Origin of the sequence: Agromyces sp. CCNWLW203 (assembly GCF_036576125.1) — a bacterium.
Taxonomy (GTDB): domain Bacteria; phylum Actinomycetota; class Actinomycetes; order Actinomycetales; family Microbacteriaceae; genus Agromyces.
On sequence record NZ_JAZHYX010000003.1, the window covers coordinates 350278 to 368169 of the forward strand.

24 protein-coding genes are annotated in these 17892 nt (G+C 68.7%); 12 read left to right on the plus strand and 12 right to left on the minus strand.

The annotated features are described in order from the left end of the window. Positions 1-8 precede the first annotated feature (8 nt). From frr to rpsB, 4 genes are all read right to left on the minus strand, one after another. Positions 9-563: a ribosome recycling factor gene (gene frr, locus VPH61_RS09780; protein ID WP_056009535.1), complete on the minus strand. Its 555-nt coding sequence runs from the start codon at positions 561-563 to the stop codon at positions 9-11. A gap of 34 nt (positions 564-597) precedes the next feature. After that, positions 598-1329, minus strand: coding sequence for a UMP kinase (gene pyrH / locus VPH61_RS09785; RefSeq protein ID WP_332063304.1), 732 nt, complete (start codon positions 1327-1329; stop codon positions 598-600). Positions 1330-1495: 166 nt separating this feature from the next. After that, positions 1496-2326: a translation elongation factor Ts gene (tsf, locus tag VPH61_RS09790; protein ID WP_332063305.1), complete on the minus strand. Its 831-nt coding sequence runs from the start codon at positions 2324-2326 to the stop codon at positions 1496-1498. 28 nt (positions 2327-2354) lie between these two features. Further along, positions 2355-3311 (minus strand): 30S ribosomal protein S2, encoded by a 957-nt coding sequence (rpsB, locus tag VPH61_RS09795; protein ID WP_332063306.1) that lies wholly within the window; start codon positions 3309-3311, stop codon positions 2355-2357. Between the two features lie 269 nt (positions 3312-3580). Here rpsB and VPH61_RS09800 point away from each other — a divergent pair, with 269 nt between their 5' ends. Next, positions 3581-4165: a M23 family metallopeptidase gene (locus VPH61_RS09800; RefSeq protein WP_332063307.1), complete on the plus strand. Its 585-nt coding sequence runs from the start codon at positions 3581-3583 to the stop codon at positions 4163-4165. Between the two features lies 1 nt (position 4166). Here the strand turns inward: VPH61_RS09800 and VPH61_RS09805 are convergent, their stop codons facing one another. The 3 genes from VPH61_RS09805 to VPH61_RS09815 all read right to left on the minus strand — a co-directional run bounded on the left by VPH61_RS09805 (position 4167) and on the right by VPH61_RS09815 (position 6738). After that, positions 4167-5114, minus strand: a complete 948-nt coding sequence (locus VPH61_RS09805) for a tyrosine recombinase XerC (RefSeq protein ID WP_332063308.1) — start codon at positions 5112-5114, stop codon at positions 4167-4169. A 76-nt stretch (positions 5115-5190) separates the two neighbouring features. Further along, positions 5191-6099: a phosphodiesterase gene (locus VPH61_RS09810; RefSeq protein WP_332063309.1), complete on the minus strand. Its 909-nt coding sequence runs from the start codon at positions 6097-6099 to the stop codon at positions 5191-5193. A 126-nt stretch (positions 6100-6225) separates the two neighbouring features. Beyond that, on the minus strand, positions 6226-6738 hold the full coding sequence (locus VPH61_RS09815; RefSeq protein WP_332063410.1) for a DNA-processing protein DprA: 513 nt from the start codon (positions 6736-6738) through the stop codon (positions 6226-6228). A gap of 2 nt (positions 6739-6740) precedes the next feature. Here VPH61_RS09815 and VPH61_RS09820 point away from each other — a divergent pair, with 2 nt between their 5' ends. Then, positions 6741-8294, plus strand: a complete 1554-nt coding sequence (locus VPH61_RS09820) for a recombinase family protein (RefSeq protein ID WP_332063310.1) — start codon at positions 6741-6743, stop codon at positions 8292-8294. Between the two features lie 383 nt (positions 8295-8677). Further along, positions 8678-8950: a hypothetical protein gene (locus VPH61_RS09825; protein WP_332063311.1), complete on the plus strand. Its 273-nt coding sequence runs from the start codon at positions 8678-8680 to the stop codon at positions 8948-8950. Positions 8951-9222: 272 nt separating this feature from the next. Here VPH61_RS09825 and VPH61_RS09830 read toward each other — a convergent pair whose 3' ends face one another. Next, positions 9223-9546, minus strand: coding sequence for a hypothetical protein (locus tag VPH61_RS09830; protein ID WP_332063312.1), 324 nt, complete (start codon positions 9544-9546; stop codon positions 9223-9225). A 69-nt stretch (positions 9547-9615) separates the two neighbouring features. Here VPH61_RS09830 and VPH61_RS09835 point away from each other — a divergent pair, with 69 nt between their 5' ends. Genes VPH61_RS09835 through VPH61_RS09855 form a run of 5 tightly spaced genes read left to right on the plus strand, consistent with a single transcriptional unit; the run spans position 9616 to position 11836 of the window. Beyond that, on the plus strand, positions 9616-10182 hold the full coding sequence (locus tag VPH61_RS09835) for a hypothetical protein (protein ID WP_332063313.1): 567 nt from the start codon (positions 9616-9618) through the stop codon (positions 10180-10182). Next, positions 10169-10474, plus strand: coding sequence for a hypothetical protein (locus VPH61_RS09840; protein WP_332063314.1), 306 nt, complete (start codon positions 10169-10171; stop codon positions 10472-10474). Before VPH61_RS09835 ends, VPH61_RS09840 begins: the two co-directional genes overlap by 14 nt. 23 nt (positions 10475-10497) lie before the next feature. Further along, positions 10498-11001 (plus strand): hypothetical protein, encoded by a 504-nt coding sequence (locus tag VPH61_RS09845; RefSeq protein WP_332063315.1) that lies wholly within the window; start codon positions 10498-10500, stop codon positions 10999-11001. Positions 11002-11025: 24 nt separating this feature from the next. Continuing rightward, positions 11026-11664: a hypothetical protein gene (locus tag VPH61_RS09850; protein ID WP_332063316.1), complete on the plus strand. Its 639-nt coding sequence runs from the start codon at positions 11026-11028 to the stop codon at positions 11662-11664. Next, a complete protein-coding gene (locus VPH61_RS09855) occupies positions 11657-11836 on the plus strand; it encodes a hypothetical protein (protein WP_332063317.1) in 180 nt (59 codons plus the stop codon). The genes VPH61_RS09850 and VPH61_RS09855 overlap by 8 nt, the downstream gene beginning before the upstream one ends. A gap of 413 nt (positions 11837-12249) precedes the next feature. On the opposite strand, the gene VPH61_RS09860 is transcribed toward VPH61_RS09855, so the two are convergent. Beyond that, a complete protein-coding gene (locus VPH61_RS09860) occupies positions 12250-12777 on the minus strand; it encodes a hypothetical protein (protein WP_332063318.1) in 528 nt (175 codons plus the stop codon). Between the two features lie 198 nt (positions 12778-12975). Between VPH61_RS09860 and VPH61_RS09865 the strand changes: the two genes are divergently transcribed. Continuing rightward, positions 12976-13434 carry a hypothetical protein gene (locus tag VPH61_RS09865; RefSeq protein ID WP_332063319.1) on the plus strand — a complete coding sequence of 153 codons (459 nt, stop codon included), beginning with the start codon at positions 12976-12978 and terminating at the stop codon, positions 13432-13434. Here the strand turns inward: VPH61_RS09865 and VPH61_RS09870 are convergent. Then, positions 13431-14333 (minus strand): hypothetical protein, encoded by a 903-nt coding sequence (locus VPH61_RS09870; protein ID WP_332063320.1) that lies wholly within the window; start codon positions 14331-14333, stop codon positions 13431-13433. The genes VPH61_RS09865 and VPH61_RS09870 overlap by 4 nt on opposite strands. 221 nt (positions 14334-14554) lie before the next feature. On the opposite strand from VPH61_RS09870, the gene VPH61_RS09875 reads away from it, so the two are divergent. The 3 genes from VPH61_RS09875 (at position 14555) to VPH61_RS09885 (ending at position 16710) form a co-directional block, all read left to right on the plus strand. Next, entirely contained in the window at positions 14555-14971 is a 417-nt protein-coding gene (locus tag VPH61_RS09875) for a hypothetical protein (RefSeq protein ID WP_332063321.1), read from the plus strand. After that, a complete protein-coding gene (locus tag VPH61_RS09880; RefSeq protein WP_332063322.1) occupies positions 14968-16203 on the plus strand; it encodes a hypothetical protein in 1236 nt (411 codons plus the stop codon). The genes VPH61_RS09875 and VPH61_RS09880 overlap by 4 nt, the downstream gene beginning before the upstream one ends. A gap of 72 nt (positions 16204-16275) precedes the next feature. Beyond that, positions 16276-16710 carry a hypothetical protein gene (locus tag VPH61_RS09885; protein WP_332063323.1) on the plus strand — a complete coding sequence of 145 codons (435 nt, stop codon included), beginning with the start codon at positions 16276-16278 and terminating at the stop codon, positions 16708-16710. A gap of 80 nt (positions 16711-16790) precedes the next feature. Here the strand turns inward: VPH61_RS09885 and VPH61_RS09890 are convergent, their stop codons facing one another. Together VPH61_RS09890 and VPH61_RS09895 are read right to left on the minus strand one after the other, a co-directional pair. After that, positions 16791-17567 (minus strand): hypothetical protein, encoded by a 777-nt coding sequence (locus VPH61_RS09890; RefSeq protein WP_332063324.1) that lies wholly within the window; start codon positions 17565-17567, stop codon positions 16791-16793. Between the two features lie 119 nt (positions 17568-17686). Continuing rightward, positions 17687-17809, minus strand: coding sequence for a hypothetical protein (locus VPH61_RS09895; protein ID WP_332063325.1), 123 nt, complete (start codon positions 17807-17809; stop codon positions 17687-17689). Positions 17810-17892 lie beyond the last annotated feature (83 nt).

Genomic DNA, 17892 nt, shown 5'->3' on the forward strand with positions numbered 1-17892 from the left:
CGTCTGCCTCAGACCTCGAGGAGTTCGGCTTCCTTGCGCTTCAGGGCGTCGTCGATCGCGTCCACATTGGACTTCGTGATCTGCTCGAGTTCCTTCTCCGCGCGCGAAACCTCGTCATCGCCGACGTCGCCCTTGAGGGCGTCGAGGTCGTCCTTCGCCTTGCGGCGGATGTTGCGCACCGAGACGCGTGCGTCTTCGGCCTTGCCGCGCACGATCTTGACGAACTCGCGGCGGCGCTCCTCGGTCAGCTCGGGGAGCGTCACGCGGATGATGTTGCCGTCGTTCGACGGGTTCGCCCCGAGGTTCGGGGTGTCGCGAATGGCCTGCTCGATGTCTTTGAGGGCGCCCTTGTCGTAGGGCGTGACCACGAGCGTGCGCGCCTCGGGGTTCTGCATCGACGCGAGCTGCGCGAGCGGGGTCGGCGTGCCGTAGTAGCTCACCATGATCTTCTGGAAGAGCTGGGGGTTCGCCCGGCCTGTGCGAACGCTGGAGAAGTCGTCTTTGGCGACCTCCACGGCCTTCTGCATGCGAGTGGTGGCATCGGAAAGTACGTCCGCGATCACGGGGGCTCCTTCTGGGTTCGCTACTCGGGTCAGTCTATCGACTGGTGGCGGGCTCGCCGTTGCTGACGATCGTGCCGAGTTCGGCGCCGAGGATCGCAGCGGTGACGTTGCCGTGCGGGGCCATGCCGAACACCTGCATCGGCATCCCGTTGTCCATGCAGAGGCTGAACGCCGTCGAGTCGACGACCTTGAGCCCGCGCTGCAGGGCCTCCTGGTAGCTGATGCGATCGATCTTGTGCGCGTCGGGGTTCGTGCGCGGGTCATCGGAGTAGACGCCGTCGACGCCGTTCTTCGCGACGAGCACGACCTCGGCATCGATCTCGAGGGCCCGCTGCGCGGCCACGGTGTCGGTGGAGAAATAGGGCAGGCCTGCTCCGGCACCGAAGATGACGACCCGGCCCTTCTCGAGGTGCCGCTCGGCACGACGCGGAATGTAGGGCTCGGCGACCTGTGTCATGGAGATCGCGGACTGCACGCGGGTCTCAGCACCGGCCTGCTCGAGGAAGTCCTGGAGGGCGAGGGCGTTCATCACGGTGCCGAGCATGCCCATGTAGTCGGCCCTGCCGCGGTCCATGCCGCGCTGGGAGAGCTCGGCGCCACGGAAGAAGTTGCCGCCGCCGACGACGATCGCGACCTCGACCGTGCGCGCGGCATCGGCGATCTCACGTGCGAGTGCGCTGATCACATCGGGGTTCACGCCGAGGGCACCGGCGCCGAACGCCTCCCCCGACAGTTTCAGCAGGACCCTGCGCTTGCGTTCCGTCATCCCGACCGATCCTTCCCGTCTGGGGTCAAAGCTACTGGTTCACCGGGCCGGGCGCAGTGCCGGTACCGGGGTGTTTTCGGCGGGCACCACCCGCCAGGCATCCGGAATCGCTCCGGACACAGCAAAGGAGTCCGGATCGCGAGCGATCCGGACTCCTTCGGGGCACTTACGCGCCGACCTTGAAGCGAGCGAAGTCGCTCACCGTGAGGCCTGCATCCGAGAGCACCTTCGCGACGGACAGCTTGTTGTCCTTCGCGTAATCCTGCTCGAGCAGTGCGACCTGCTTGAAGTAGGCACCGATGCGACCCTCGACGATCTTCGGGAGGGCGGCCTCGGGCTTGCCCTCCTCGCGTGTGATCTGCTCGACGATCGCACGCTCCTTGTCGACCGCCTCGGCGGGGACTTCGTCACGAGTGAGGTACTCGGGCGCGGCGAACGAGATGTGCTGGGCGACCGAACGGGCGGTCTCAACGTCGGTACCGGCGTAGCCGAGCACGACGCCGACCTGCGGCGGGAGGTCCTTCGACGTCTTGTGCAGGTAGATCGAGAACTGCTCGCCCTTGACGAGACGGATGCGGCGGAGCTCGACCTTCTCGCCGAGAATCGCAGCCTCTTCGTCGATCACGGTCGCGACGGTCTTGCCGTCGGCCGGAGCGGCGAGTGCAGCTTCGACGTTGTCGGCGCGGGCCGCTGCGACAGCAGCGAGCACGCGGTCGGCGAGGCCGACGAACTTGTCGCCCTTGGCCACGAAGTCCGTCTCGCAGGCGAGCTCGATCATGGTCGCGGTGCCGTCGCCGTTGTCGACGGCGGCGACGAGGCCCTCGGCGGTGGAGCGGTCGGCGCGCTTGGCATTGCCCTTCGCGCCCTTCAGGCGGAGGATCTCGACCGCCTTCTCCATGTCGCCGTCGGCTTCGACGAGTGCGTTCTTGGTGTCGACCATGCCGGTGCCGAGGCGCTCGCGCAGGTTCTTGACGTCTTCGAGAGTGAAGTTGGCCATATCTCTGAAGTCTCCTGAACTCGTGGTCTTACTTGGACTCGGCGGCGTCGACCTCGACCTCGACGACGGCCTCGGCTGCTGCCTCGGCGTCGGCGGCGGACTCGGTCGCAGCCTCGGCGGTCTCGTCGGCGGAAACCGCCTCGACGACCTCGGCGACCTCTTCGGCCTCAGCCGTTGCGCCGTCGACCTTGGCGGTCTCGGGCGAGGACTGCTCGGGCGTGCCGGCCTGGAGGAGCTCCTGCTCCCACTCGGCGAGCGGCTCGACGGCGGAGACGTTGCCCTCGGCCTCGGGCTTCTGGTGGCGCTCGATGAGGCCCTCGGCAGCAGCGTCGGCGACGATGCGGGTGAGCAGGCTCACCGAGCGGATGGCGTCGTCGTTGCCCGGGATCGGGTACTGGACCTCGTCGGGGTCGCAGTTGGTGTCGAGGATGCCGATGACGGGGATGCCGAGCTTCTTGGCCTCGTCGATCGCGAGGTGCTCCTTCTTGGTGTCGACAACCCAGAGCGCCGACGGCGTCTTCGTCAGGTTGCGGATACCGCCAAGCGACTTGTGCAGCTTGTCGAGCTCGCGCTTCTTGATGAGGAGTTCCTTCTTGGTGAAGCCACTCGTGGTGCCTTCGAAGTCGAGCTCCTCGAGCTCCTTCATGCGCGCGAGGCGCTTGGAGACCGTCTGGAAGTTGGTGAGGAGGCCGCCCAGCCAGCGCTGGTTCACGTAGGGCTGGCCGACGCGGGTCGCCTGCTCGGCGATCGCGTTCTGCGCCTGCTTCTTCGTGCCGACGAAGAGGATGGTGCCGCCGTGGGCGACCGTCTCGCGCACGAAGTCGTACGTCTTGTCGATGTAGGCGAGCGACTGCTGCAGGTCGATGATGTAGCTGCCCGAACGCTCCGTGAGGATGAAGCGCTTCATCTTCGGGTTCCAACGGCGGGTCTGGTGCCCGAAGTGAACGCCGCTGTCGAGCAGCTGGCGAATGGTGACGACGGCCATGAGCCGTACTCCTTTGTTCTCAGTTGTCGCTCCGGCCGGCGGCTGGAGCCCTGGCGCCCGGCACGGCTCCGCCGGTATCTGCCGCGAGGCAGGAACTGGACTGAGTGGAGTCGTCGGCCGAAATGGCGCGCGTAGTCACCCCGGAAGACCGGGGTGCTCCCGATACTCTACCATCGGCACTCCCCCTCCCCAACCGCGGTCGGCACGGATGCCTCCACCGCTCCGACTTCGGCGCGAGCGGATGCCTCGGGCGAGCCGAGCATCGGAGGATGAACGCTCGAACACGCCGCCGACGGGCCGCGACCCTCGCATCATCGATCTCGGCGATCGCCGTGCTGGCATGGGCGCTGACAGAGTCTGCGGCGTTGGCGGCGGCGCCTCCGTTCCCGGCAGCGACGGTCGCGCCAGTCTCCCCTGCCGGCACAGCGGCACAAGACGAACCGTCGGAGCCGTGGCGATGGCCGGTGCCGGCACCGATCCGTGTCGTCGCCCCGTTCCGCGCCCCGCCCACGCCCTACACCGCCGGCCATCGCGGCATCGACATCGCCGCGTCGTCCACCGCCGCCGTGACCGCTCCCGCTGGCGGGGTCGTCAGCTTCAGCGGGAGGGTCGCCGGGCGACCGGTCGTCGCGATCGACCACGGTGGCGGCGTCGTGAGCGCGATCGAGCCGGTCTCGGGGTCGGTCACGGCCGGCACGCCGGTAGCGGCGGGCGACGCGATCGGCACGGTCTCGACGGGCGGCCACTGCGACTCGGGGTGCGTGCACTTCGGGGTGCGGATCGATGGCAAGTACGTCTCGCCGTATCTGTTCCTCGGCGGGCTGCCGCGATCGGTGCTGCTGCCCTCGACCTGAGTCAGGCCCGCGGGTGGGCCGTGCGATAGCTCTGCTTGAGCCGCTCCGACGAGACGTGCGTGTAGATCTGGGTGGTGCCGAGGCTCGCGTGCCCGAGGAACTCCTGCACGGCACGCAGGTCGGCGCCGCCGTCGAGCAGGTGCGTGGCCGCAGTGTGGCGGAAGGCGTGCGGGCCGCTCGGCCCCGTGCCAGGGATCTCGGCGAGGATGGCGGCGACGAGCCGGTAGACGCTCCGCACCCCGAGGCGGGCTCCGCGTGCGCCGAGGAACACGGCTCTCGTGACAGGCGTGGTCGGAGCGCTCGCACTCGCACTCGCACTCGCACTCGCACTCGCGACGATCGCCGGCCGAGCCTCGTCGAGATACCGGTCGATCGCGCGGGCCGCCGGGGCCCCGTAGGGAACCATCCGCTCCTTGGAGCCCTTGCCGAGCACGCGCACGATGCGCCGCCGTCGATCGACATCGTCGAGGTCGAGCCCGACGAGCTCCGAGACGCGGAGCGCCGAGGCGTAGAGCAGCTCGATGATCGCGAGGTCGCGCACCTCGGCGGGCGAGCCGCCGGCAGCCCGGTCCGAGAGCGCCGCGAGGGCGTCGGTGACCGCCTGCTCGGTGATGACGCGCGGCAGCGTGCGCTGCGCCCGCGGCGCCTTCAGCCTCGCTCCGGGATCGGCTTCGAGCAGTCCGCGGCGGGTGAGCCAGGCGGTGAATCCCCGAGCGGATGCCGCGCGCCGCGCGATGCTCGTTCGGGCGAGCCCTCGCTCGGTGGCCGCCCAGAGCCAGTCGCGCAGGAGCGGCAGGTCGATCGCCGCGGCCACCGCCGGGCCCCGCGCCTCGGTGAACGAGATGAGTTCGACGAGGTCGCTCCGATAGGCGGCGACGGTGTGCGGCGAGTACCCGCGCTCGATCGCCACGTGCGACAGGTAGTCGTCGAGCAGCTGGTCGAGGTTCACCACTCCAGCTTGCTCCCCGTCAGGCCGAGGCGGCACGCGGCGCGCCCGGCGCCCGGGACGAGGTCTAGGGCGGTTCTCACGCCGTGCCGAGCTTGCGCGAGAAGCGCTCGAGACGGGCCTCAGGCGACAGCGACTCGACCTCGGCGAGGAACGCCTCGTCGAGCGTCGTGACCGCCGGGTACGGGCCCACCGGCACGACCGACGTCACGATGCCGTCGGGATAGAGATGCACGAGGGAGAAGCTGCGGCCCCCGTTGACGCCGACGAGCGCTCGCGGCGACGCCGAGAGATCCATCGTGTACGCGGTGGCTCCCGCGACGGAGACGGGGATGCCGGCGAAGCTGCCGTTCGTCGCGTAGTGGAGGTGCCCCCCGAGGATGAGCCGCACATCTCGGCCGCGAACGACCTCGGCGAGGCGATCCTGGTCGCGGAGCTCGAGCACGTCCATCAAGGCGATCGGCGTGGCGATGGGCGCGTGATGCAGCGCGATGACCGTGCCGTGCACGGCGGGCTGCTCGAGCGCGGCGTCGAGCCACTCGATCGAGGCGTCGTCGAGTTCGCCGTGGTGGAATCCGGGCACCGTGGAGTCGAGCGCGATGATGCGGAGGCCGTCGACCTCGACGATGCCGTGAACCGGTTCGTCACTCGCGGGCTCATCGAGCAACCCGCTGCGGAACGCGGCCCGCTCGTCGTGGTTGCCCATCACCCAGACGAGCCGGGAGCCCATGCGCGCGGCGAGCGGTTCGAGTGCGAAGCGCGCGAGCCGGTAGGCGTCGGGCTCACCGAGGTCGGCCACGTCTCCGGTGACGACGATCGCATCGATGCCCCCGCCGAGTCGTTCGAGCTGTGCGGAGACCTGCGCGAGCGCTTGGACGGTGTCGGCGACGCCGCCGAGCGGTTCGCCGCCGTGCAGGAGGTGCGTGTCGCTCACCTGGGCGATTACGTGTCGGGCTGCGGGGTACTGGCCGAGTTGCGGGTGCTGCATCGGGGGCCCTCCTTCCGCCGTCAGCCTAGGCCGTGCCCCCGACGACGGGCGGGAGCGCACGGCCGAACACGCGGATGGCGGCATGACGAGACGGCACTCGGCAGCGGGCACCGACCCGGCCGTTCGTCAGGCCCTCCGGGCCCGCAGCCAGCCGAGCGGATGCCGCGTGATCTCGCCGACCGCCTCGAGCCCGCCGAGCGCACCCATCACCGCCGACGGCGTCATTCCGCACCGCCGAGCCACTTCGGCGAGCTCACGAGGGCTGCGCGTGCTGAGCGCGTCGAGCACGCGCACCGCCTCAGGAGATCTCGCCGTGCCGTGCTGTCGGCGCTGATCGGCGCCCGGAGCCGAGCCCGGCCCGTTGCCGTCGACGGGCGTGCCACCCCGCGCTCCCCCGACGAGTTCCGCCATATGCTCGGCATCGGTCACGCACACGGCGTCGTACTCGCGCAGGAGCCGATGGCATCCCGCGGAGGCCGGGCTCGTGACCGGGCCGGGCACCGCCCCGAGCGGCCGGCCGAGGGCCGCGGCGTGCCCTGCCGTGTTGAGCGAGCCCGAGCGGAACCCTGCTTCGAGCACGACGGTGCCCTCGCTCGCCGCCGCAATTAAACGGTTGCGCTGGCGAAAGCTACGATCTATGCGTGACCACCGAAACGAGCTCGCGCCGCGCCGCCATCTACGCTCGCATCAGCGAGACCGTTGCCCACCGCGACAAGGTCGCCGACCAACTCGAGCAGTGCCGCCGCCTCGCCGACCGTCGAGGCTACATGGTCATCGCCGAGTTCGCCGACGACGGTATCGGCGCACTCGGCGACAAGACGCGCCCGCGTTTCGAGGCGCTACTCGATGCCGCGCTCCGCGGCGAGTTCGACATCATCCTCGCCACCGAGGAGGAACGACTCGCCCGCAACGTGCCCGAGAAAGCCGAGTTGCAGGCGGCGTGCATGGAAGCGGGCGTCGTTTGGGAGACCGATCGGGACGGTTTCGTCGACCCGGCGACCGAGGCGGGAGAGTTCTTCTCAACCATGCGCGCCGCAATGGGCCGCATGGAGTCCCGGCGCAAGGCATCCCGCCAGCGTGCCGCGAACGCCGACCGAGCGGCCCGAGGCGAGCCGAACCCGGGCCGACGCCGCTACGGCTACGAGCGCGACGGCATGACGCCACGCGAGCCCGAGGCCGCGGTCGTCCGACGCATCTTCGAGCACATCGCCTCGGGTGGGTCCGTGCGGGGCATCGCACTCGACCTCGAGCGCGAGGGCGTCGCCCCCGGCACCGCCAAGAACTGGCGCCCCGCGCGCATCCGAGAAATCGGCGCAAATCCGCACTACGCCGGGGCCATGCGTTACAAGGGCGAGGTCATCCCGTCAGCGCACATCAAGCCAATCGTGGACTCCGAGCTCGCCGAGGAGGTCCGGGCCATCCTCGCCGACCCGACCCGGCGCACGTCCCCGGGGACCGCGCCCCGACACCTCCTCTCGAACATCGCCGCGTGCGGGTCCGAGGGGTGCGAGGCCCGCATGGTCTACATGCGGTCCTACGTCTGCACACGCGACACCGCACACGCGCAGATCGCCAAGCACGTCGTCGAGCCTCGTGTACTCGAGGCAGTAGCCCTGGCCTTCCTCACGATGGGCCGCAACCTCATCCCGGCGCCTGAACGGGCCACCATCGCCCACCTCGTCGAGGCCCACTCGCGCAACGAGCAGGCGGTGGCGGCAACCATCGCGGACCGCAACGAGCAACTCATTACGCCGACCGTGGCCCGTGGGGAACTCGCGCGACTCAAGGTTGAGCGCGTCGCCATCGAGGCAGACCTCGAGCGAGCGCGCCTCGCTTCTGGCGCTCTCACGCCGCTCGTGGCGGTGGTCAACGAACTCCTCGAGACAGACGCCGAGGCGCTCCCGATGGCGGATGCCCACGCGGCGATGGAGGACCTCATCGAGCGGTTCACGGCGCTCCCCATGGAGCAGCAAAGAGACACGGTCCGCTCGCTTCTCGAGGTGCAGGTCGACCCGTTCTACACGACGGACGCCGACGGACGCCGACAGGCGAACCGTGGTCAACGGATCCACATCTGGCACAAGATCGCCACACACCTCAACCCGGATGCCGTCGACCCCGGCGAGGGCAACTCGGGGCCGCGACCCGACGCGGCGCTCCGCAAGGTGCCGCGAGCGCTCCGCGCCTCCTCCTAGCCTCACCTCCACGAGGCCCTCGTCCATAGCGACGGGGGCCTCGTCGGTTTACACGCCCTCGCCGGGTGAGGGCGTCGCCCCAACTCCGGGCGAGGTGCCAACCGATGACCGAACGCGTCACGGTGGTGTTTCACGCGTCTATCTCTATTACTTGCTCGAGGTTGTTGTCGTAATAGCCAGGAAAGGGAGATAGAGCCAAGAACGTCACCGTGACACGTTCTGTCACCAGCCTGCACGGCCCGCATCGCACGCGCATGCGCGCCCACACCGTGGGCACACTGGCGCACTACTCCTGTGAGGGAAAAGACCCTCTTGCCCGCCCAATCGTGGTGGGCCCTTTTCGTGCGCTCTATGCGTCACCTGACATCAGAGAGGAGGCGCCCGTGCTCCATCACGTCTGCCCCGAGTGTGGCGATGCGTTCGACGCCACGAGACCCGCCGAGACCTGTAGCGGACGCTGCCGACAACGCCGGTACACGCGGCGCCGCCACGACCGCCTCGAGGCTGAGACCGCCGCACGTCGCACCCGCGCCGCCACGCTCCTCGCGCTGCACTCGGCGACCATCCGCGAGGGCATGGCTCTGCTCAACATGGATGCCGTGCGCCCGGAACTCGACGCCATCGGCGCCGAACTCGAAACGCTCGTCGGCGCCTGACCCTGAGCACCCGCCGCCGTAGTGGCGGACTCCTCCGATGTCCCCGGCTCGACCGGGGCGTCCATAGGTGGGACACATCGCGGCCCTCGGGCTCGTACACAAGCCATCGCACCGGCTGGCCCCGGCGCGAGTACGAGACCGGGGGCCACTCCTGTTCCACCGACCCGCTGCGTCCGCCAAGGCGCCAGCATCCACCCCCACCACCCAGGACACTCATGACGACCTCATCACCCCTCGAGGCACTCGCCCGCAACCCTCGCGCCGATGCACGCTCATCGGGCCGCTACGCCCGCGCCTACGAGCGCAAGCTGGACGACGACGGCCTCGGCATCGCGGTCGCCTGCCCGGCCCCTGTCCTCCTCGTCGACCTGGCCCTCGCGGCGGTCGCTACCGGACGCATTCTCTACCGTCGCGGCGCCCTCATCCTCACCGAGACAGGCGACCCGGTCGCGCCGACCGGGGAACTCCTCGACCGCATCCACGCGATGCTCGACGCGCTCCCACATGTCGCCGACGCCCGCGAGCCCTACCGCGACATCCGGACCCTCATGGCGACCGGCTCGGCGTTCCGAGCCGAGTACGTTCGGCTCGTCCACGACGCCCTCCGTGCCTCGCTCCCGACGTACCGCACCCCTCGCGCCCCTCGAGCCGACCGAGGCCCCGCGATGAGCGCCAGCGAGCGCAAGGCCGCTCAGCGAGCCCGCGAGCACGCCGCCGAGGTCGCCTCCGCCCGCGCGTGGCTCCTCGAGCGCCTCAAGGCGGTCGGCTCCACCGCCGTCGGTCGACGCGTCGCATCTGAGGGCCTCCACGCTCAAGCGGTCGACGCCATCGAACTCAGGTGGGGCGCCGACGAACTCATCCCCAGCGAGGACGGCATCGGATGGCGGGTCCCATCACGGCGCGCGTTCTACGCCGTTGCCGACCACGTCCTCGGTGCCCGCCAGCGCACCGCCCGCGCACGGTTCTACGTCATCCCCGCCGAGCCCAACCGCGACCCGTACGAGGAGCCCCGCACCGTGACCGAACGAATCGCCGACGCCGTTGAGGTCGCCGCCGCAACCATCGCCGAGCGCGTCGCGGACGCTGCCGCCGCCATCCTCTCTCGGCGCTCTCGTGGCGAGGTCCCGACGTTCGACGAGCAACGGGACTACCTCGCGGCGTTCCTCGCTCGACGACGGACCACGGCGCCCGCATCTGACCCAACCGAAAGGCACCAACATGCTCTCGACTGACCTCGCCCCGTCCGGGCCTGACATCGTCGCGCCGCTCGTCTGTCGCCTCCGCTCGCGCGAGGTGCTCCCCCGCGAGTTCCGCCTCGTCGACGAGCCAACCCGCGCGAACGTCACCGTGTGGGCGCATGCTCGCGCGGTCCCTCCCGCGGACGCGTGGCGAGTGCTCCACATGTCGGCTCTCCGGCATGCATCGGGCTCCCTCCGCCGCGCTCAGCAACCGACACCCGACGACCTCGAGGACGTCGCCGAGGCCGCACGTCGACTCGAGGCACTCCTCGGCGCCCATCACTGACCCCACCCCCTAACGGAGACCTCATGACGATCCCCAAGCCCACCCCGCCCGCCGCTCCTCTCGAGTTCATCGCGCCGCCGACGAGCGACGCCGACGACGCGACGCCCCTTCCTGAGGACCTCGATGGCGCCGCCGCGTGGGCGGAAATCACCGCCCTCCGCGGCGAGTCCCGCGAACTCAAGGCGCGCATCGTCGCGCTGAGGGCGGAGACCGCCGACGCCGAGTCGAGCATCGAAGCTGCCAAGGCCAGCATCGCCGAACTACAGGAGGCGCGCGTCAAGGCCGAGGCGGAGCACGCTGAGGCCCTCATCCCGTACCTTCGCCGCGCCGCCTTCCACCGCGCGGCTCGCCGGTTCCCGGTGCTCGTCCCGTTGTTCGATGACCTCGATGACCTCCTCGTCGGCGATGACGAGGCAACGGTCCTCGCCAGCGCCGAGCGCCTCGCGGGCGCCCTCACTCGCACGTCGACCCCGTCGGCGTCGCCGACGATTCCGGCGCCGTCCGTCGTTCGTCGCCCTGCCAACTAGCCCCCACCCACCGATAGGACACTCATGACCATCCCCGCCAGCATCAAGCCCACCGCCATCGAGACCCCGACCGTCCCTGAGTGGCTCGCAGCGGTCACGCCCGGACTCGGCGCCGCCCGCGTCGCCCTCGACGCCGCACGCGCCGCGCTCGCCGCCGTCAAGCGTCCCGAGGGCAAGACCCTCAACGAGGTCGGCATCCGCACATCGTCGACCGAGTGGAAGCCCGCCCCGCGGGTCTCGAGCGCCGACTTTGACGCGGTCCGCGTCGCGTGGGAGACCTACGACCACGACCGCAGCGCCGCCGAGCGCGTCCTCGACCGCGCGGTCGAGCGGTTCGAGGGGCTCCTCTACGGCGCCGCTCTCGACGGCGAGGCGGTGGAGGCTCGCCGCGCTGCCGCGGAGGCCACCGTCGAGTCCATCGACGCCGACCTCGAGAACGGCTCCCACACTGGCACACAGCGCCGCGCCCTGGAGGCCGACCGCGTCATGGCGGCAACCTACGCGCTCATCACCGCACCGGGTTCCCTCCGCGTCCTCGCCCTCGGTGGCAAGGTGACCGCACTGGACACGGCGGGTCGCGTTGCCGCTGAGGCGGGCCCGGGCTACGCCCACCGCGTCGAGACTGGCCGCGTTTACACGGCCTACGGGGTGACCAATGGCTGAGCCGGTCGTCACCTACCGCCTCGACGCCGTCGACCTCGGCCCGCAAGACCCGGGCCCGTACACGATCGAGGAGCGCAACGGCGACGGGACGGCCCATGTCCCGGTTAGCGGCCCAAGCGCCGACGCCAAGCCCATCCCGATGTTTTCGCTACGGGACATCGGCCTCCGCTGATCTACCGCCGAGAGGCGCCCGTCCCCGCGCCGGGTGCCTCTCGTGTCCCACCAACTTCAAGCCAAGGAACGACATGACCGGGCCCACACCTATGTCTGCACGTGACGCGTTCAACGACATCCCCGGCGCTGGCAACCTCCCGCGCCGCGCTAAAGACCGACTGCGCCGACGTGCTGCCAGTCTGCGGCGCTTCACCGAGGAGGACGCCGGGACGTGTCCCGAGGGGCTCCGGCCCGGGTACTCCGCTCGCGAGTGGCAATCACTCTCGCCCTCGGCTCGGCGCGTGTGTCTCCTCGCGGTCCTCGTGACCCAACATCACCGCGACCTCTAGAGGGCACTGAGCGGGCGGCAGCGGGACGGATTCGCGGGAGTATTCCGCTCAACGGGCTCCGCTCGCTTCTAGGCATCGACGCTCAGCGTGCTCCCTTGGTCGTCCCGGCCCGCAGGTCCGGCGTCGTGGGGCCGCGCTCAACGAGGCGATGTTGTCGCCCGCCGAACGGCGCCTGTCGCCATTTCACCGTCGCTCTCGGCGTGACGTACTTGTAGTCGCTCGGGTCGCCCGAACGTGTCCAGGTGATGCCCATGCCACCCTCACCCCAACTCATCCGGTCCACGAGTGGTGCGTCAATGAGCATCCTCGCCCCCGGCTCGAGGACGTCTTTGCCGTCCCATGGCTTGTCGTCACTCTCAGTGTCCTCGAAGTCCACGCGAACGTCCCGCGCTGCCGCGTCGCCGTGGTTCACGATCGCGAGGTCTCGAGTGAACAGGCCGTCGCGCGGCCTCATCTCCTTGCCCCACTCGAGCACGAGCTTGGGTTGCGGGTGGTAGCGCACGCGCTGCCTGTACGCGAGCCAACTCACGAGTAGAGCGGCGAGCGAAACGACAAACGCCACACCCGACGCGATGTTCTGCCACTCCCATGTCATGAGGTCCTCGAGCACGATGCCAACTGTACGGCCCGCGTATGACGTGCGGTACGTCCGACGGCAGGCCCATCTTCCGCCGAGGGGGTGGGGAGGGGCCCCAAGTACCCCCGTCGCTTCTCCCCCGAAGAGGCATAGCGCCTCTCTGTCCGTACCGTGGCGCCTCCCAGTTTTTCGCCGACCATCCTTCGCGCCCCTCGACCCGATTGGACTCACATGACCGACACTCCCGCCTCTCCGCGCATCAACCACGAGGAGCACTGGACGCAATCCGCACGCGACGCCGTCGACACGGTCCTCAAAGCACGACCCGACCTCGCTGGCGCCGAGTCCTCCATGCTCGTCGAGGTCGCGGAACTCATCACCGCCGCTGACGACCTCATGCGTGAGGCGCGGTCGACGAGCATGACCGCGACTGGTTCAAAGGGCCAACTCATCGCATCGCCTCTCATCGTGGAGGCGCGCCTCCACCGCACTGCTGCGGGCGCGCTACTCGGCAAGCTGGCCCCACCTCGACCCGCTCAGGGCTCTCGCGGCGGCAACGGGAGGTTCCGCGCACGGATGGACGGCACGGTCTCCGGTCATGCGCCCGCCGCGGAGGCCGCAGGGGACCGCGTCGCGGCCCGGCTCGGACGGTCGCGTCAGACCGTCATCGTCGAGCGTCCGCCGTTCTAGTTGGACGAACCCGCCGCGCTGGTTGCATCAGCGACCTCGAGGCGTTCGTAGCGTCGCGGCGCGATGGGCACGGCGACGCGGTCCGTCCATCCCTCTGGCGGTACTCCTTGCATGATGATTCGCGAACCGTCGACCTCCGCGTAAGCGACGGCACCGCTGAACGCATAGACGTCACCAACGTTCATGCCGACATCGCGCACCATCAACTTGACTCGAAAGACCAACACCTCGGGTCGCTGGATGCCTTCCTGGTCCAGTACGTCGGCCAACACGAACTTGCGACGCCACGTCATGACTAGGCGCCCACCCGGCATCACCCACAGAGGGCCCGCGTGACCCTCCGGGAGTTCATCCAGAACGCCCCCATCCGGGTCGATCATGTCTATTCGCGCGGGCACGGCGGACACGTTTTCCACGATGATGTTCAGCGACTCGCGGAACACGGCGTGATCCCCGCGCTTGAACTCCCGTGGTGCGCCGAGAATCCCCCATCTGTCGTTGTCGCCCCGTATTTCGAGCGGGAAGCCATGGGATACGTCACCGACGGCGGGTCGCGCATCCATGAAAACGCTCGGCGCAAGTGCGTCGAGTCGCCGCTCCTCTCGTTGGCGGGCATCGCGAGCGCGCTCCGCCTGCTCGATTTCCATCGACTGAGTGCGCTCTGCTCGCTCGCGCTCGGCGTCCTGTCGTGCGGAGACTGCCTCAGCCTGCGCGTGAGCAAGTTCTTGCTTCTGGACGGCCACCTGACGCGCCGCCGAGCGGGCTTGAGACTCCGTCCATGTCGCTGCCCTCTTCGCCCACACCCCGGCGTAGACCGCGGCGATTAGCGCGCCCACTGTCGCTACCGCGGCGATCCAACTGGGGACGGCCTCCCCCACGACATCCACACCCATCGACATGCCGCAACCGTAGCGGCACCTACCTACCCAGAACCCCACGGCACGCGCCGTGGGGTTTCTTCCGTGCGCCTCGAGGAGGCCCCATGTCCACCGACGTCGCCTTCTCGACGCTCGCCCAAGTCGGTTCGGCCTCCCTCGGCGCCGACGTCAGCGGCGTCCTCGGCGACTCGTCTCGGCGCGGGGGTAGCGCCCCATGTCGCGGCGCTGATTGACTACGCGTGATGACCGCACCAGTCCCAGAGGGTTGCCCGCCGCCCGATGCCGTCCCGATGGAAGGGACGTTCTACCGGCTCGCCGCCCGTCGCCACGCCGTCGGCGACATCACCGAGGAGGACTCGTGGCTGCGCCCCTACGCCACGCACGGGAACGGCTACTACAAGCGGCAGGAGGAGTGCGATGCGCACGGGCTCTCCATCTATGCCTCAGAGGACGACATCGAGCGCGCCCGCATCTTTGTCCCGAGCCTCGGTACCAAGCCAATCGCCGAGGTGGTCATCACGCTCAACGATGGCACGCTAGCCCACAGGCCTCTCCCGAATGTCACAACCCATGGCGAGACTCACCATGACTGGTGGACTACTCCCCATGACCTCATCCCACAAGCCAGAGTCGTCAAGCCAGGGAGGGAGCCCGAATGATCGATTTCACCTCTCTCCAACTGTTCGGCGCCCCGCTTGAGCACGTCGAGACGTACATCTACTACGACGGGCCCAAGGCTCTCGCCCTACGCTCGTCCATCTATCCGCTCGTCTACCTCATCAACACCGTCGAAGAGGATGAGTACACCGGTGAGACCATCACGCTCGCGGTTGCCATGACCGAGCAGCGGTTCCTTGCGGTCCGGTCGGGCACCATCTCCTTCCGCGATGCCTTCACCGGCGCACCGTTGGGCAGTCTCTTGCGGATTGATTGGTCCTACGACGAAGGGATCGGTGAGGCAGAGGACAGCGGCCCCGCCGCCGTCGCCACCTTGACCAATATCGCCGTGCTCGACGCGCGTGAGATTCCGGCGTACTGGCTCCCCGCCCGCGAAGCCCGCCTCAACCTGCCCACCGAGACTGTCACGCCTTACAGCGACCGGAACCTTGTCGACCTGTCGGCGGCTCAGGACCGAACTGTGTTCGCCGTCGAGGTCGCGTCGTCGCGCTCCAACATCACGTCGCTCCCTGCCAAGACATCCGGCCAGTTCCAAGTAGCGCTCGCTGGCGAGTTCGAGGCGCTCGCGCGCGAGGTCGCCAGCGGATCAGTCGCCAAGGAACTATTCGCCTCCGTCCTCGACTTGCAGGCGGCATCGTTCGTCATGGTGTTCGCCGTCGAGACCCATTCGTGGATCCAAGAGCCTGTTGACGTCACCGACGTCCTGTTCGAACGGCTCCTCGACATGGTCGAGGCTGTCGCCAGCGGCGACGAGGCCACGTTCCTCGCCGCGATGCGTAAGCACGACCGCAGGGCGCGCGCTCGTTTCCTCGACATGCTCAAGCCGCTCGCCGCGGTCGACAGCGGTCTCACGATCACCACCGCTTTGGCGTTCCGGGGCTCGACCACTCGCGCGTCAGCCAGCGCCGATCACGTCCGCGGGGCCGTCGACGCCATCGAGGCCGTCCTACCCGAGGAGCACCCGGTGAGCGTCACTCGCGGCATCCTCACCGGCCTCGTCTTGCGCACTCAACGCTTTGAACTTGTGGACCTCGCCACAGGCGACACCTACAAAGGCAGCATGACCGACACAGCCACCGAGGAGGCAAACGGGCTCACGGTCGGAGATACGAGTTTCGTGTCTGCCTCGATCAACGCCGTCATCCCATTCGCCGAGGAAGACGCGGGCAAGGGCATCAGGTACGTGTTGGAGCACATCGCACCGCACAACTAAACCTGCCCGAGTTCACGCTCGAGTCGGGGGCCTTTTCGTGGTTGCGGCGACGGGTTCTGCCACGATGTCCCCATGGACTGGCCCCGCCTCATCGTCATCGTGCTCTACGCCCTCGGCCTCGTGCTGCCGCTTTCCGGCGCGTGGTTGGTCTTTCGACACGCCAAGGCGACTATCGCGACGCAAGTGCGCAAGTCGGCAATCTTCAACCGGTTGCGCGATGACTGGCACGCCGCCACCGCTGAACTTCGCACTACAGGCATCCACGGCGCCGAGCTGAGCGACGCGACCAACCGCGTAAATGCCGAGTACGACGCGAAGTTCAAGTCCGAGGGCCTCGTCACTCCGAACTACGAGAACGTCGGCAAGGAGACCTCCGACGACATCGTGGCGCGCGCATTTCAGTTGGTGTCGGATGGTAACTCTCGCAGCGCTTGGCTGGTGGCAGCGGGCTTGGCGCTTGGCACCGTCGCGAGCATCGTCGCGCTCTACCTCCCGCCTCCCGCGTAGCTTCCAACAACAAGGCCCCCGGCCCGAGTTCATCACTCGAGTCGGGGGCCTTTCGGCGTTCCCGCCCTTGGCTGGCCGTGCTACGCGCGCCCCTCCTGCCGACGGCGGCGCCGGGCAAGCATCGGCTCCCGGCGTCGCGCGGCCTTTGCTGCCTCGTCGATGCCTAAGAGCGTGTCGAGTGTCGATGCAACGGACGCGAGGGAGCCAGCCATGACCTCGAGTCGGCGTTCGTTCGCGTCGGCGAGCTGCCACATCTTGTGCTCGTAGTTCTCCTCGGCCGAGGCTTCCCCGAACGCATCAAGGTCCAACACGAACACATCCGAGTAGCGCCTCAGCTCACCGGAGCGCGTCACGCGGCCTCTCGGGTCGTTGTACGAGGCTGTGACCTCGAACCGGTGCGGGACCGACGTGATGTTGAACATGTTCAAGTTGGAGTCGACGTACCATCGCATCACCCGCCCGGGTGCTATCTGTGGGATGACAAACCGGCCGCCGAACACCTCCGCGAGTGCCTCGTTCCGACCATCTGTTGTCCTCGTGCTCCGCACCATTGGGTCGGCCCTGAGTGTCACGTCGGTGGCCGGTGTGCTCGAGATGTTCTCGACGCTGACGAAGATCATCGTGTTCGACTTGAACCAAAAGTCGACTACGAGATAGGGTCGCGCCTGTTCCTCTTGCTCGGCAATGTATGCGCGCAACTGGCGTAGCGCGGCCCACGCCGCGACCCCGGCAACGATCAGCGTGCCGAGCCCCACGAGCACCGTGCCGAACGTCGCCAGCATCGCCCCGAGAGCCCAGAGCGCGGACCACTGTTCAGCCGTCGGCCATCCTGCCAAATCCCACCAGCCCATCATCATGCGCCAACCGTAGCGGCGCCCACGGTCTTGAGCGCCGCTTCCACCCGCGCGCCGGACCCTCGTCGCACTATCGTGGGGCTTGTCAGCCCGGGGGTGTTAGGTCCACTCCCGGGCTGGCCTCATGGCGTCGGGATGCCGCGCTCCCTCGCGATCCACGACACGAGGTCGTAGAACTCGATGTCGCTGACGTGCTCACCGCAGAACCGCCCGACTTCCTCGCACAGCTTGTAGAACTCGGCCACGTTGTCTCTCCATCCCGGCGCCACCGTGGCGCCCTGGGAGCGACACTAGGGGCAGTCGGGAGCATAGTGCAACTCGATGGTTG